Here is a 15291-nt window from a genome sequence, read left to right as displayed (position 1 = left end):
CAAATAACGCCTTACCAAATAACGCCTTACCAAATAAATAGTACACATGATGCCGTCAGCATGGCCATACTCGAGTTAAAACGCTTCCACGCGATTGGTGTCGACAACCAGCGACGAATCACAGTGCCAAATCCAATCCACACCGATGACGTCTGAAGTTGAATCAATAAAAAAATCACTGAAATAGCCAGCAATGAAAACCAATAGTGCTCACCCGCTAACGAAAATGAGCTCACCGCTGTGACCGACATTAACCACGCTTTGGGGTTTAAATACTGAAATAGCACGGCTTCAAGGCATGTCATCGGTTTCGCTTGATCATCTTGACCAGTTTTATTGATCCCCGCGGATAAAATCCGCCACGCCAAATACAACAAATAACCACTCCCTAACCACTTCAATAACGTTTGGACCACAGGGTAGTTCGTAAATACCACTCCTAACCCCGCGCCATTGAGCAATATCAAGCTAATGAGTCCTAGGCCAATCCCCAAGCAGTGCGGCAAGGTTTTTACATAACCAAAATTCGCCCCAGAAGCGGTCAACATCACGTTGTTTGGCCCCGGAGTTCCTGTCATGACTGCTGCAAATAAAGCAACAGAAACAATAAATGACCACTCCATCACACTCTCCTTAATCCAAAATTAAATTGTACCGATACAATCTTACAAATAAGTGTTGATAAAATGTAAAATAGCCGACAAAATAACCATAACAATGGATTAAACTCGACGCAAAAGGTTTATTGTCACCATGACAATCGAAAATATTACCGTACTCAAGCAAGATCCTGTGCCGATCTATAAACAGATCGCCGATCAAATCAGTGAAAAGATTGAAAGTGGCAGCCTAGAAAGTAATGAAAAGCTCCCGACCCATCGTTGGTTAGCTGATCAACTAGCGGTTACAGTAGGGACCATCACCCGAGCCTATGCTGAAGTCGAGCGCCGAGGTTTAGTCGAAGCAAGAGTCGGGGCGGGTACCTATGTCACGGATAACAACAAACCAACTTGGTTATTTGAAGAGATCGCCGACGATGCAAGCGAATGTAACTTCAGTTACAACATCCCACCACGCCTCGATCGCAGTGATATGTTGAAACAGGCCATGCAGCGTATTAGTCAATCCCCCCAGCACCTGAATCAACTCATGCTCTATCAACCACCAGCTGGGTTTGATAGCCATCGCACCATCGTAAGCCAGTGGCTCAAAGAAAAAGGCATCCACTTAGATGTTAATAGGCTGCTGTTTAGCTCTGGTGCCCAACACGCCATCCAAATGGTGCTAGACACCTTTACACGCCCCGGCGATACCGTGCTGGTCGAGCAATACACCTACCCCGGTGTGATCAGCCTTGCTCGGCAGAATCAACTGACACTCAAGGGCGTGGAGATGGATGATGAGGGAATCACTCCCGAATCATTAGAAGTATGCTGCAATCGCTACTCACCGCGTTTTCTCTATCTAACACCGACATTACAAAATCCGACGACTGCCATTATGTCACCGCAGAGACGACAAGCTATCGTCACCATTTGCCAAGCGTATAACGTTTATATTATTGAAGATGACATCAATGGATTATTGCTAGATTCTGCGCCAGAACCTCTGGTGAACTTGGCACCCGACCATGTCATTTATATTGGTGCGTTCTCAAAATACTTGGCACCAGGTCTTCGCGTTGGTTACCTTTGCGCCCCAGAAAAGCTGTACCCACCACTGGTTATGACATTGCAAAACCACAGTTGGATGATCAGTCCTTTGCTGATTGCTTTGACATGCGAAATGTTGATATCCGGGGACGCAGAGCGCAACATTGCCATGATTCGCAACGAAATGCGCCAACGAATGACAGCGGCAACGCAAGTACTTGGTGCCTTTAACATGCGCTATGAACAAGGTGGTTTTCACGTTTGGTTGACTCTGCCTGAACAGTGGCGACTGAGTGAGTTTGTACAAAAAGCGGCGGAATCAGGCGTGATTGTTAAATCAGGGGAATTATTCGCACCACCCGGTGGCACAGTCGCACCAGCAATACGCCTTTCGTTAAGCTCCCCACAAACGATCGAACAACTCAAAGTCGGCGTAGAAAAACTTAACACGCTATTATTATCCAATCCAATCAATGAATTTACGCTATGAACACACCAAGACTGCTGCCGTTTATCGCTGCCAAAGGGCTTGGCAACGCACATATTCAGACCTTAATTCCGCGCTTTATTCGTCGAGGTACACTATTCACCCCAACTTGGGAAACACTCGATACGCCAGATGGTGACTTTGTCGAGTTAGCTTGGAGTGAAGACCCACACCACGAAAGCGCCAAAAACAAACCTATTTTCATCCTGTTTCATGGCTTAGAAGGCAGCTTTGATAGCCCTTATGCGAATGGCTTAATGCATGCATTTGCCAATCAAGGCTGGTTAGCGGTCATGATGCACTTCCGCGGCTGTGGTCCAACACCAAACCGACTGGCTCGTGCATATCACTCGGGAGAAATTGGCGATGCTCGACACTTCATTAAGCTTTTGGATCATCGTTACCCAAATGCCAATAAGGTTGCCGTAGGCATTTCACTCGGCGGCAATATGCTCAGCAATTACCTTGCCTATTATAAGCATGACACCAAACTGACCAGTGCAACTATCGTTTCTGCTCCCCTTGACCTTGCGGCCTGCTCTAAACGTATCGAGCAAGGATTTTCAAAGGTTTACCGTAAGTATCTCGTGTCCTCATTAAAAAGGAACGCATTAAAGAAAATACACCTTTTGAGCGAGGCTCTTGATCTCACCGCTGAGCATGTCCAAGGGATGACGAAGCTTTATGAGTTCGATAATTTAATCACCGCCCCATTGCATGGATTTAAAAACGCCGACGATTACTACCAGCAATGCTCAGCATTACCACGGCTAAATGATATCGTGATTCCGACTCAATTCATCCACGCGAAAGACGACCCTTTCATGAACGATGACGTCATTCCTAGCTATGAACTACCAACACACCTCAGCTACCACTTACTCGAACGAGGCGGTCATGTTGGTTTCTTGTCTGGCAGTTGGTCAAAGCCTACTTTTTGGCTTGAAGACGTGCTGCCTAAGTACTATCAACACCTGCGAGTCGCGCCGACATCTTGATTTAACTTAAGAACTCACGAACTCTGATATACTCTCGCCATCATGAAAGAGAGAGGTATTTATGATCATTCCATGGCAACAAATCGCGCCTGAAACATTGGATAATCTGATCCAAGAATTTGTGTTGCGAGAGGGAACAGATTACGGTGAAAGCGAATTCAGTCTAGCCGACAAACTTGCACACGTCAGAGGCCAACTCGAGTCAGGCGAAGCCGTCATTGTTTTCTCTGAACTGCATGAAACGGTCGACATCAAATTGCGTCACTCGCTGTAAATGTCCCGCCTTTGGACACGCGTCGCGTAATGAAGTGCTATAGTAAGCCTCTCATTATTTGAAAATGCCACGTCGACGATAGCGATGTCCATTGGCGCTAACATCGCGGCACCATGGTTTAAGCTCGAAAGTTTAAGATCTAAGATTTAAGCTTTAAGACTCGGCATCAGTTTCACGATAACTCTCTCCCACACACAGGAAGAGACAATAACTAGAAAATTACACAGGAAGTGTTATGTCAGCCAAACACCCGATTATCGCGGTGACAGGCTCCTCAGGAGCCGGTACCACAACAACGTCAGAAGCGTTCCGCAAGATGTTCAATATGATGAGCATCAAACCTGCTTTCATTGAAGGTGATAGCTTTCACCGCTTTACGCGTCCAGAAATGGACGTAGAGATCCGTAAAGCGAAAGAACAAGGAAAGCACATCAGTTATTTTGGCCCCCAAGCGAATGACTTTCCTGCACTCGAAACCTTCTTTAAAAACTACGGGCAAAACGGAGTGGGTCAATTTAGACGTTACCTGCATACGTTTGATGAAGCGGTCCCTTACAATCAAATGCCCGGGACTTTTACGCCTTGGCAGGATTTACCAGAAAACTCCGATGTTTTATTTTATGAAGGTTTGCATGGCGGCGTCGTTGATGGTGCAATCAATGCCGCTCAGCATGTTGATCTACTGATTGGCATGGTACCTATCGTCAACCTTGAGTGGATTCAAAAGTTCGTACGCGATACGCGTGACAGAGGTCACTCTCGCGAAGCGGTGACCGACTCAATCGTACGTTCAATGGATGACTACCTAAGCTACATTACCCCGCAGTTTTCGCGCACTCATATCAACTTTCAGCGCGTACCGACTGTCGACACCTCAAACCCACTCAATGCCAAAGGAATCCCAAGCCTTGATGAAAGTTTTGTGGTCATTCGCTTACGAGGGATAAAAAATGTCGACTATCCTTACCTGCTTGCCATGATAGATGGATCGTTTATGTCACGTCACAACACCATTGTCGTGCCTGGTGGAAAAATGAGCTTTGCGATGGAATTAATCGTCCGACCTATACTACAGCAGTTAATAGAAACAGGGAAAATAGGTTAGTTTTTTGCGCCTAAACTTAGATGATTTTTTATACCGTGATCATGTGCACAGTTTTGTATAGAAAAATGGTCTGATGACACGATTAAAATCAAGAAAGTCCGCGCAAAAAAGGATACTATTTCTTTGAAACAGAAGATCGCTTGCGCCATCTTCAAAGTGCTTTTATGCTAGTAAGTCCTAACACAATGGACTTGCTATTATATATGGAAAGCAGCAAGCATACCCTGCAGAGGAAGTAAGAAATATGGTTCTAGGTAAACCTCAAACCGACCCAACGCTAGAGTGGTTCCTTTCACATTGTCATATTCACAAGTACCCTTCAAAAAGCACGTTGATTCATGCGGGCGAGAAGGCAGAAACACTTTACTACATCGTAAAAGGTTCTGTTGCTGTACTTATTAAAGATGAAGAAGGCAAAGAGATGATCTTGTCTTACCTTAACCAAGGTGACTTCATCGGTGAACTAGGCCTATTTGAAGAAGACCAAGAACGTACAGCGTGGGTGCGAGCTAAATCACCTTGTGAAGTGGCTGAGATTTCATTTAAGAAATTCCGTCAACTTATCCAAGTTAACCCTGATATTCTCATGCGCTTATCTTCTCAGATGGCAAGTCGCCTACAAGTGACAAGCCAGAAAGTGGGTGACCTTGCGTTCCTTGACGTAACGGGTCGTATTGCTCAGACGCTACTTAACCTAGCGAAACAACCTGATGCAATGACTCACCCTGACGGCATGCAAATCAAGATTACTCGTCAAGAAATCGGCCAAATCGTTGGTTGTTCTCGTGAGACAGTAGGACGTATTCTTAAGATGCTGGAAGAGCAGAACCTTATTTCTGCTCACGGTAAGACTATTGTGGTCTACGGCACTCGTTAATCGACGCCTTTAGATACTCAAAAAGCCACCGCAAGGTGGCTTTTTTATTAGACGTTAACTCTGATAACCTATTGATGCGTGCTCTCAAAAATCTTATCGGCTGACGCTGCGACAAAGCCTTGATAATACTTGTTGTCGTTCATTTTGTAGCGCTTAGCAAATTCATAAAAACCACCAGGTATCTGCTGTTCCCCATCTGAAAATGATACGCCCACTTTGTCTGCCATCGTCGAAGATTGCTCAAGAAGGACCTCTGGCGATCCTTTCACTTCACCACCAGACTCATTGATATCAAAACCTGCTTGGCGCAAATAGTTATTGACCTCACTCACTTCTCCAAAACGATTAAGCTGATTCACACTAACAGTAAAGTGGTTGGCACCAAAACCATGTGCAGCAAGCCAAGAAGCATACTCACTCTCTTTGGCTAACGTTTGATAATCGTCATAACTGAGCGCCCACATACGTCCACCAAACAGAAAGTCTTCAGCGGCCAACTGCAAGTTATCTACTTGGCTAACGAGTTTTGCCACAATGGCTTGCAGCTCTGCTGAGCACTGTTCAACGCGAAGCTCACTAATAAACACTTTCGGCAATGACTCATCACTATGTTGTAGGTGAATCGCAGACAGTTTTTTCGCTGCAAAGTCATACTCACCCGCTTGTTGATAACCAAGCTTAAGAAACGGTTTTGCCAATATTTCAATGCCCACGGGCGAGAGATTAAAGGTACGCAACGCGATATGATCATTGATCAGTGCCTCCCCCTCTTTCAACAACGCCTGTACTTTTGCTGCTGAAGGACATAATCGCTGAGTGTAGTCTTGCCACAACTGCTCAAATAATTGTTCTGCCGTCATCTTTTGCTCCTTAAAGATCGAGACCTGGGCTTAATGTCGCAGGCAGCACTGTTTGCTCCCCTTCCATCGACGCCATCGGGTAAGCGCAGTAATCTGCCGCATAATAAGCGCTTGGTCGCAAGTTACCTGACGCACCCGGACCACCAAATGGTGCATCACCACTTGCTCCGGTTAGCTGACGGTTGCGATTCACAATACCTGCGCGAATATGGTCAACAAAATACAGCCACTCATCATCATTGGTTGAAATCAGGCCCGCCGATAAACCAAATCGAGTGTCATTAGCAAGCTCAACAGCTTGTGGTAGCGTTTCGTAACGCACAAGCTGCAATAATGGGCCGAAGTATTCTTCATCCGGTAACGTCGCTATTGCCGTGGCATCGATCAAACCTGGCGTCACAAACGCGGCCTGTAATTGTTTCGATTCCACTAAGCTCTTGCCACCTAGCGATTGCAGCGCCGCTTGTGCCTGAATAATATGCTGAGCAGCCTGCATGGAAATCTGCGGCCCCATGAAAGGCGCAGGCGTGGCGAATGGCTCATCAATCCGAATCTTGGCTATCGCGGCCACTAATGCGTCAACAAGTTGGTCACCTTTATCGCCAAACGGCACATACAAACGACGTGCACAGGTACAACGCTGTCCGGCACTAATATAAGCAGATTGGATAATAGTGTAGACCGTCGCATCAAGCTCACCATAAGCGTCACTCACAACCAACGGGTTGTTGCCGCCCATTTCCAAGGCCAACATTTTGTCAGGCTGACCGGCAAATTGACGATGTAATACGTGCCCAGTATTCGCGCTACCAGTAAACAACACCCCATCAATGCCTTTAGCGTCAGCCAAAGCAATGCCGGTTTCTTTACCGCCTTGCACAAGGTTAATCACACCATCTGGTAACCCAGCTTCTTGCCAGAGTTGCATGGCAAGTTCACCCACTAACGGGGTTTGTTCTGAAGGCTTAAACACCACGGTATTGCCAGCCAATAATGCCGGAACAATATGTCCATTAGGCAAATGACCCGGAAAGTTATAAGGGCCAAAGACCGCCATTACTCCTAAAGGACGATGGCGCAGTACAATTTGATTACCCGCAGCCTCGCGCTGCGAACCACCCGTTCTGTCATGGTACGCTCGGATTGAGATGGCAATTTTACCTGCCATTGCCCCAGCTTCCGTTCGGGTTTCCCATAATGGTTTGCCCGTCTCCTTGGCAATCGCAATTGCAATATCTTCACTACGAGCCTTGAGTTTTTCCGCAAACGCCAGCACCACCGCTTCACGCTCTTCAAACGAGCGTTTTTTCCAGCTCACAAAAGCGAGTCTCGCTGCGTCGACAGCAGATTCAACTTGCTCTGGTGTGGCAGACTGCCCCTGCCAAATCACCTCATTGTTGTACGGCGACAGCGAGTGAAATTGCTCACCCAGTCCTGCGATCCATTGTCCTGCGATCCATTGCGTCATCGAAAATTCCTTAACCTAGTAAATAGTGAAGAGCCTGCATCTCCATATTGTGTCGTGATAAGTACGACAGAGATGCAGCAACGCGCGTTATTGCGCCAACATACGAACCATATCGCCTTCAGAAAGGTTCAAGGCGTCAGCGACATCAGGTGCCAGCAATACATGCTGACTTTCAGCGTCATAGGCCGCTTTTGCCGCTGTCGCTCTAAAGTGTTCAAATGACGTATTGGCAATAAGGTAATCTTGCGAACTAGCATGCTCGGCAATAGTGACCTTGGCGCGGAATGAGTTACGAATCGCCTGAATGTTCTGTAGGTCACACTCCACCGTCGGACCTGCATCAAAAATATCGACATAGTTACGACACGTGAAGCCTTCTCTTTCCAATAACTTTAAAGCGGGTCTGGTATTGTCATGCACTTGACCAATCACCGCTTGCGCCTCTTTGCTTAACAAGTTGACGTAAATCGGTAGTTTTGGCATTAAGTCCGCAATAAAGCCTTTCTTACCGATACCCGTTAAATAATCCGCCATAGTAAAATCAATGGAGAAAAAGTGCTCTTGCAGCCATTGCCAAAATGGCGAGTTACCTTCGGCATCAGACACGCCGCGCATCTCGGCAAAAATGGTTTTTGAGAAACGATGCGGGTGTTCAGCCATCATTAAAAAACGAGATTTCGACATCAAGCGGCCGTTAAGCCCCGCTCGATAATCAGGTCGTAAGAATAATGTGCAGATCTCACTACAACCGGTGTAGTTATTGCCAAACGTCAGCAATTTCACCACGTTATTCACGCCTAGCTTCGGAGAGGAGTGCACCACTGTGCTGATATGATAGGAGTAAAATGGCACATCCCAACCTATCGCCCCTTCGATACCCGTAGTACCAGCCACCTCGCCAGTGTCACGGTCATAGCCCACCATCAGGTAGCCTTCGTCCGTCGGCCCTGAGACGTCCGGCTTACTAAAGCTGTATTCTGAGTGAGTAATGCGATTGGTAAGAAGCTCTTCATTAACAGGAAGAGAGGTAAAGCCGTGACCAGACTCAACTGCACAAGTGTGCAGGGCATCATAATCCGACATCGTAATAGGACGAACAACAAGCATCAATAATCCCTCCGACGCAAACTCTCTTGGTACATCCACACCCAAGAGAGCCATTTAAATACGAGTTAAATTAGAGTACCCGTTAAACGAGAGTACTGATTGCCTTATCTAACTTCGCTAAACCTGCTTCAACTTCTTGCTTGGTGATGACAAGTGATGGGGTAAAACGAACCACGTTCATTCCCGCAACGAGTACCATTAGGCCCTGCGCACCTGCGGCCACTAATACATCACGTGCGCGCCCTTGCCACTGTTCATTCAGTGCTGCGCCGAGCAATAGCCCCTTGCCACGAATTTCGCTAAAGATATCGTATTTCGCATTAATGGCTTCTAATCCTTCACGGAACCATGCCTCACGCTCAGCGACACCCGCTAGAACGTCAGGAGAAGACACCACATCCACTACGGCTTCAGCAACAGCGCACGCTAGTGGGTTACCGCCATAGGTTGAACCGTGCGTACCCACTTTCATATGCGCTGCTAACGCTTTTGTCGTTAACATCGCACCAATAGGGAAACCGCCGCCTAGCGACTTCGCCGTGCTAAGAATATCTGGCGTAATACCTAGACCTTGATACGCGTAAAATTGTCCAGTACGACCGTTGCCAGTTTGTACTTCATCAAAAATCAGCAGCGCGTTGTATTTATCACAGAGCTCACGAACCGCCTGTACGAATTCAGGTTGTGGCGAAATAATCCCCCCCTCACCTTGCAGTGGCTCCATCATAATGGCGCAGGTCTTATCCGACATTTGTGCTTCTAGAGCGGCAATATCATTATAAGGAACATGCTTTACATCGCCGGGCTTAGGACCAAACCCATCGGAATACGCCGCTTGTCCACCTACGGTAACGGTAAAGAACGTTCGACCGTGAAACCCTTGATTAAACGCAATGATCTCTGATTTTTCCGGACCATGTACATCCACAGCCCAGCGACGAGCCAGTTTTAATGCTGCTTCATTGGCTTCCGCGCCAGAGTTAGCGAAAAACACGCGTTCAGCAAAACTGACGTCGGTTAATTTTTTTGCTAGGCGCAGTGCCGGTTCATTCGTCATCACATTACTTAGATGCCAAATTTTATTCGCCTGCTCAGTCACAGCATTGACCATCGCAGGGTGACAATGCCCCAAACAACTCACCGCGATACCACCAGCAAAATCAATATACTCATTACCTTGCTGATCCCATACGCGTGCACCCTCACCCTTAACCGGGATCATTTCCATTGGGTTATAACAAGGCACCATTACCTCATCAAACCATTCACGGGATACTGTTTTTTCCATTGTCATAACACGTTCCTTTTAATTACTGCGCATGAGAAAAGGGGGCATCATATTCACGTTAGGTCTATTACAAATATAGAACGAACCTTCACGCTTTCTAGTGAAGATAAAACTTCTCACCACTCCTCATAGATGCAGCATTGTATTTACAATTATTTAACTAACACAATAGCAGAAAATGCTTTTCCACCATCAATCTACTTAATCAAGGTATAAGCCAATGAGTATTTATGCGTTATTTTTGAATTTAAATGAAGTGTTTTTTCATGATTTATCAAATAAATGAACAGGGAGGGCACTGTCAGCCATCCACATCAGAATTAGCGAATAGTTTTGCATCTTCATAAGTAAAACTAATGACGGATAAGAAAAGATGAAAGGGTGATCTTGATCAGAAACTAAGCGTGTAAGAAATTACTCAATAGCTCATGACCTTGTTCCGTTTTGATGGATTCAGGGTGAAATTGTACGGCATGAATGTTCAGCGTTCGATGTTGGTAGCCCATAATTTCATCAAATTCACCATTAGGTAGCTCAGTCCACGCGGTAACATCGAAGCAATCTGGGAGCGTATCTCGCTTCACGATCAGTGAATGGTAGCGGGTGACAGTCAGCGGATTATTGAGTCCGGCAAACACACTGCGGTTGTTGTGCTTAATTGGCGAGGTTTTACCGTGCATCACCTGACGAGCACGAATAACGTCGCCGCCAAAGACTTGAGCAATCGCTTGGTGCCCCAAACATACCCCAAGAAGTGGTAATTTTCCGGCAAAATATCGGATAGCATCCAGTGAAATTCCGGCTTCATTCGGCGTACAAGGGCCCGGAGAAATAACAAGGTGAGACGGGTTAAGTGCTTCAATACCGGCAATATCAATATCGTCATTGCGCACGACCTTAACGTCTACGCCCAACTCACAGAAGTACTGAAAGAGGTTATAGGTAAAGGAGTCGTAGTTATCAATGATGAGTAGCATAGCGCTCGCTGTAAAATTGAATTTGCCAAAAATAAGGCGGTATTTTGCAACAAGATGACAGAAAGGCAAGTAAAAAGAGGAAGAAAGGCAGCAGCAAAGCCTATAACGACTTTACTGCTGGTCGGTGTTGATGTTATTTACGTCGGTGTTGATATTGTTTATGTCGATATTAATGCTGTTTGCGTCGGCGCCATCCCATCACACCCATGATAGAAAGCCCTATCAAGCCTATGGAGCCGCCATTCATATTCAAGTCAATCACCGCCGGATCATGATCAGATGAACGATAATGATCGAGATACTTAGGTAAGTCCCCTTTGTACTCGTCGTTGTAATCAAATAGTGTCGATTCTGCTGCATTTATGTGCCATTCCGTCGCATCAACCACGCGCTTGCTAAGACTTGGGCTAATTAAGATATGATCCAGAGCACCGACCTCGTCATTGTATGAATAACTCCAACCTTGAGGGTGCATCTCTGAAAGCACATTAATGTAACCATAGTTGTGAGTGATCACCGCCCCTTCATCGCCAAACTGCTGCGCTTCACCAATAAAGGTATTGCGCGCCGCACGAATCGATTTGCCGTACGTCTCTTGGCTATAATCAGTCAAAATTAACAGTGGGTCTTCTTTGCCGTAAGCATTAAAGTCCCCCAACACAATTTTATGCCCTTCAATAGCCATTAACGCCTCACCGAGCGCCACAGAGGCTGCCACTCTAAACTGCTCACAAGCGCCTTGCTGATCCAAGTCCTGTCCCCCTTGACCACCAGCAGATTCAGGCGCTGCATCTTCCCAGCATTTTGACCCTTTCGATTTAAAGTGATTCACCGCGACCGTCAGAGTTTCCTTGCCACCTTTAACTTTAAACGTCGGTGCTAGTGTGTCGCGTTGATAGTTCTTGCCGTCTTCAATAACCTTACCGTTATCATCAAGCACTTCAGGTGCAACCTGACGAGGCATTTCAAACACATTTACCTGCTTAAGCTTCACCGCCTTCGGACGATAAATCACCCCTGTGGTAATCGCATCCGTCCCGACAGCATCAAGGGCATCAATCTGGCCATCTTGATTGCTATCCACCGACACATAAGCATAGTGCTGCTTTTTATACTCAAGCTGCGCGTTTAACTCCTTCACTAATTGCGCGATAGCCCCGTTGTCGCCAAAGCCATTATTTTCGATTTCCATCAAACCAATCACGTCAGCATCAAGTTGAATTAACGCGTTAATGATCTTTTGCTGCTGCGCAGTAAACTCTTCGACTGTGTTAGCACCACGATTGCCGCCAAATCGGTTTTCATCGCCACCAAAAGGAGAAGTGAAATAGTTAAGGACATTAAAGGTTGCCACGCGTAAATCGGCTTTATTCCATGGCGATTCATACAGTTCTGGCGTCATCGTTCTTGGGGTATTACGCACAAAGTTATCACTAGCGATGGTATTGGTCACAAATAGGCGATAGTCACCGTAGCTATAACCAATCACACCTTCGATGCCAAACAAGGTGTCATTAATACGCACGTAGTCTTCTGTACTACCATCTTGATCAATATCACTGCGACCAAATTCTGGGTAGTAAGGGATTTCACCATTCGCAGCTGGACTCACCGACTCAACATAAAGACGGCGCGTTGCATTGTCTTCACTTTGTGCCTTCGCTTCACTAGAGCCCGCCGCATATTGCTGGTTGGGGTGTAAATTCACTCGCTCATGAGCCAAAACCATATTATTGCGACGCGCGGAATAATCATAACCAAACGTGCGGCTTACGCGCATATCCAATGCTTGAGGTAAACTCACCAACATCCCTTCATAACGCTCAAGCGTTTGCTCAAAGTTTTCGTCGGAATCTATCACTTCAACTGCCGTTGCCGTTGGTGCCGCTTGTTGCCCCAGCTTATGCCAATCTCGCTCATTTAATTTCAACTGTGTTTGGCTATAGTATTCTTGGATATTGCCTCTCACGCATACCACATCGCCCGCGGAGAGCTCCGGATTCGCCTGAGTATAAACAAACAGACCATTAGAGGTCAGGGGATTGTGGTCATCCTCAAGGGCTTGCAGATAGAAGCCCTGATTCACGCCAGTAGTAACGGCAGACACAACACCTTGTACAAAATATTGCTCAGTCGTTATGTACGGGTAACCGCTAATGTAAGGCGAATGACTGCCTTCTCCTTGAATGCTTTGTATTGGAGTAAACGTCGGCTCGATACCATTGTCGAGACATTGAAATGCTTGCGGTGGCAATAGCGTATCTAACTGTCCCAAGCCACTAAAATCGTCACTGGCAAGTGTTGCCCATTGCTTAGGTTGATAAGATACTGAAGGTTGCTGATAAGGCTGATAACGAACCAAAGTTTTATTTTGACCAAACAGCTCTCCCATCACGCCAATCATATCAACTACTTGCTCTTGATTATCGAGCAGTGCGATAGGATCATCACCGTTAAAATTTAACACTTGGTTCGCCGTTGTCACGGTAGCGATATCCGTTACAGCCGCGCTAGCCTTGGCATTAGCAAACACCAGTACAGATTGAGCGGGAATCGTATAGCCCGACAAATCCAACGTATTCCACGTCCCGTTACCATTGGGAGATTTGGCGAGCTGATACCCAGAAAGTGACACCTCTTGGTCACTGCTATTAGCTATTTCGATTGCTTTGTTATATCCACTTCCTTCCACATATTGCGAAAGAAAAATATCCGCGCTCGCGCCTCCACTCAAAATGGAAGAAATCACTAACGCTAACCACTGCTTTTTATTTGTGCTTGTCATTATTCACCTCGAATTAACTGGCAATGCTGTCCTTGCCTTTTTGCACATTGTTGAATATGAGAATGTGTATTTTCGAGACGAGTGTTGTCATTTTTATTGCAAATGGGTAATTAACATACAGATAACTGAGATGGGCATCTCATTCGAAATCGAAAGTATTGAGGGTGTGCCAAACTATAAACAGAAATAGTTACCAAGAAATAAAAAAACGCCTGTGCACAAAGCACAGGCGTTTTTATTCATTTATCCGGTTGCTGTTGTCGGCTATGGACGAGTCACGAAGCCAACCGCTTTGTAAGCTTTCGCCAACGTCACCGCCGCGCGCTCTGAAGCTTTCTCCGCACCTTGACGCATTACGTCATCCATATAAGCGCGATCCGCACGAACACGCTTATATTCGTTCTGGATTGGCTCTAGCATCGCTACCAAAGCTTCACCTACGTCTTTCTTAAATGGACCATACATTTCTACGCCAGCATATTGCGCTTCGATGTCGGCAAAAGACTTACCCGTCGCGGCTGAATACAAGCCCATTAGGTTAGAGATACCGGCTTTACTTTCCCAGTCATGAGCAATGCGAGGTGGTGTTTCTGCATCGGTTTGTGCCTTGTTGATTTTCTTCAAAATCGACTTAGGCTCTTCGAGCAAGGTAATCACGTTCTTGCGGTTATCATCCGACTTAGACATTTTCTTCGTCGCATCTTGCAAGCTCATCACACGTGCATTCACCGTTGGGATGTACGGTTCTGGAACCGTAAACAGTGGGGCTTCTGGTGTGTAAATATTATTGAAGCGTGTTGCGATATCTCTCGCTAACTCAAGGTGTTGCTTCTGGTCACTTCCTACTGGCACTTGGTGCGCGCCGTAAAGAAGAATATCAGCTGCCATCAATACAGGATAATCATAAAGGCCAACGTTAACATCATTAGCGTAGCGTTGTGACTTGTCCTTAAACTGAGTCATACGATTCAGTTCACCCATTTGGGTATAACAGTTAAGAAGCCAACCAAGCTGAGCATGTTCCGGTACGTGAGACTGGACAAATAGCGTGCTCTTCTTAGGGTCAACACCAACCGCAAGACAAATTGCCAATGCATCTAACGTCGCTTCATGCAGCGCTTTAGGGTCCTGACGAACCGTAATCGCATGAAGGTCTACCACGCAGTACTGACAATCATAATCGTCTTGCATCTGTTGCCATTGACGTAGAGCACCCAAGTAGTTACCGATACTTAGTTCACCAGATGGTTGAACACCACTCAATACAATGGGTTTGCTCATAACTATGATTCCTTCGACTTCTTAATGAGATAATTAGGATAATGAAAAACCGCGCAATTTCTTACGCGGTTTTAGCAGTGTACCCATTAGCCAATTTTTTGCTATAGCCATGAAGACTTTTTTATTGTTCGG

13 protein-coding genes are annotated in these 15291 nt (G+C 46.1%); 5 read left to right on the top strand and 8 right to left on the bottom strand.

The features are described from left to right. Positions 1–26 precede the first annotated feature (26 nt). Positions 27–623, bottom strand: a complete 597-nt coding sequence (locus L4D05_RS20410) for a LysE family translocator (protein ID WP_428754033.1) — start codon at positions 621–623, stop codon at positions 27–29. Between the two features lie 130 nt (positions 624–753). On the opposite strand from L4D05_RS20410, the gene L4D05_RS20405 reads away from it, so the two are divergent. From L4D05_RS20405 to crp, 5 genes are all read left to right on the top strand, one after another. Next, the gene (locus tag L4D05_RS20405; protein WP_428795132.1) at positions 754–2142 is read left to right on the top strand and encodes an aminotransferase-like domain-containing protein; all 1389 of its coding nucleotides are present in this window, start codon (positions 754–756) and stop codon (positions 2140–2142) included. Further along, on the top strand, positions 2139–3137 hold the full coding sequence (locus tag L4D05_RS20400; protein WP_428795131.1) for a hydrolase: 999 nt from the start codon (positions 2139–2141) through the stop codon (positions 3135–3137). Before L4D05_RS20405 ends, L4D05_RS20400 begins: the two co-directional genes overlap by 4 nt. Positions 3138–3198: 61 nt before the next feature. Then, on the top strand, positions 3199–3411 hold the full coding sequence (locus L4D05_RS20395) for a YheU family protein (RefSeq protein ID WP_250617910.1): 213 nt from the start codon (positions 3199–3201) through the stop codon (positions 3409–3411). A 235-nt stretch (positions 3412–3646) separates the two neighbouring features. Continuing rightward, positions 3647–4516, top strand: coding sequence for a phosphoribulokinase (locus L4D05_RS20390; RefSeq protein WP_265676873.1), 870 nt, complete (start codon positions 3647–3649; stop codon positions 4514–4516). 244 nt (positions 4517–4760) lie between these two features. Beyond that, the gene (crp, locus tag L4D05_RS20385) at positions 4761–5393 is read left to right on the top strand and encodes a cAMP-activated global transcriptional regulator CRP (protein ID WP_009602948.1); all 633 of its coding nucleotides are present in this window, start codon (positions 4761–4763) and stop codon (positions 5391–5393) included. 68 nt (positions 5394–5461) lie between these two features. Here crp and L4D05_RS20380 read toward each other — a convergent pair whose 3' ends face one another. The 7 genes from L4D05_RS20380 to trpS all read right to left on the bottom strand — a co-directional run bounded on the left by L4D05_RS20380 (position 5462) and on the right by trpS (position 15159). Next, a complete protein-coding gene (locus tag L4D05_RS20380) occupies positions 5462–6253 on the bottom strand; it encodes a DUF1338 domain-containing protein (RefSeq protein WP_428754027.1) in 792 nt (263 codons plus the stop codon). A 10-nt stretch (positions 6254–6263) separates the two neighbouring features. Continuing rightward, positions 6264–7721 carry a succinylglutamate-semialdehyde dehydrogenase gene (gene astD / locus L4D05_RS20375; protein ID WP_428795130.1) on the bottom strand — a complete coding sequence of 486 codons (1458 nt, stop codon included), beginning with the start codon at positions 7719–7721 and terminating at the stop codon, positions 6264–6266. An 87-nt stretch (positions 7722–7808) separates the two neighbouring features. Continuing rightward, positions 7809–8828 carry an arginine N-succinyltransferase gene (gene astA / locus L4D05_RS20370; RefSeq protein ID WP_428754024.1) on the bottom strand — a complete coding sequence of 340 codons (1020 nt, stop codon included), beginning with the start codon at positions 8826–8828 and terminating at the stop codon, positions 7809–7811. Between the two features lie 82 nt (positions 8829–8910). After that, positions 8911–10122 (bottom strand): aspartate aminotransferase family protein, encoded by a 1212-nt coding sequence (locus L4D05_RS20365; RefSeq protein ID WP_428795129.1) that lies wholly within the window; start codon positions 10120–10122, stop codon positions 8911–8913. A 392-nt stretch (positions 10123–10514) separates the two neighbouring features. Next, the gene (locus L4D05_RS20360) at positions 10515–11093 is read right to left on the bottom strand and encodes an aminodeoxychorismate/anthranilate synthase component II (protein ID WP_428754022.1); all 579 of its coding nucleotides are present in this window, start codon (positions 11091–11093) and stop codon (positions 10515–10517) included. Between the two features lie 169 nt (positions 11094–11262). Beyond that, positions 11263–13878, bottom strand: a complete 2616-nt coding sequence (locus L4D05_RS20355) for an ExeM/NucH family extracellular endonuclease (RefSeq protein ID WP_428795128.1) — start codon at positions 13876–13878, stop codon at positions 11263–11265. Between the two features lie 264 nt (positions 13879–14142). Beyond that, positions 14143–15159 (bottom strand): tryptophan--tRNA ligase, encoded by a 1017-nt coding sequence (trpS, locus tag L4D05_RS20350; RefSeq protein ID WP_428795127.1) that lies wholly within the window; start codon positions 15157–15159, stop codon positions 14143–14145. Between the last annotated feature and the right edge of the window lie 132 nt (positions 15160–15291).

It is taken from the genome of Vibrio nomapromontoriensis (assembly GCF_050337205.1).
Taxonomy (GTDB): Bacteria; Pseudomonadota; Gammaproteobacteria; order Enterobacterales; family Vibrionaceae; genus Vibrio; species Vibrio nomapromontoriensis.
The sequence above is the reverse complement of the archived record's forward strand: the minus strand, read 5'-3'. Positions and strand labels throughout refer to the sequence as shown.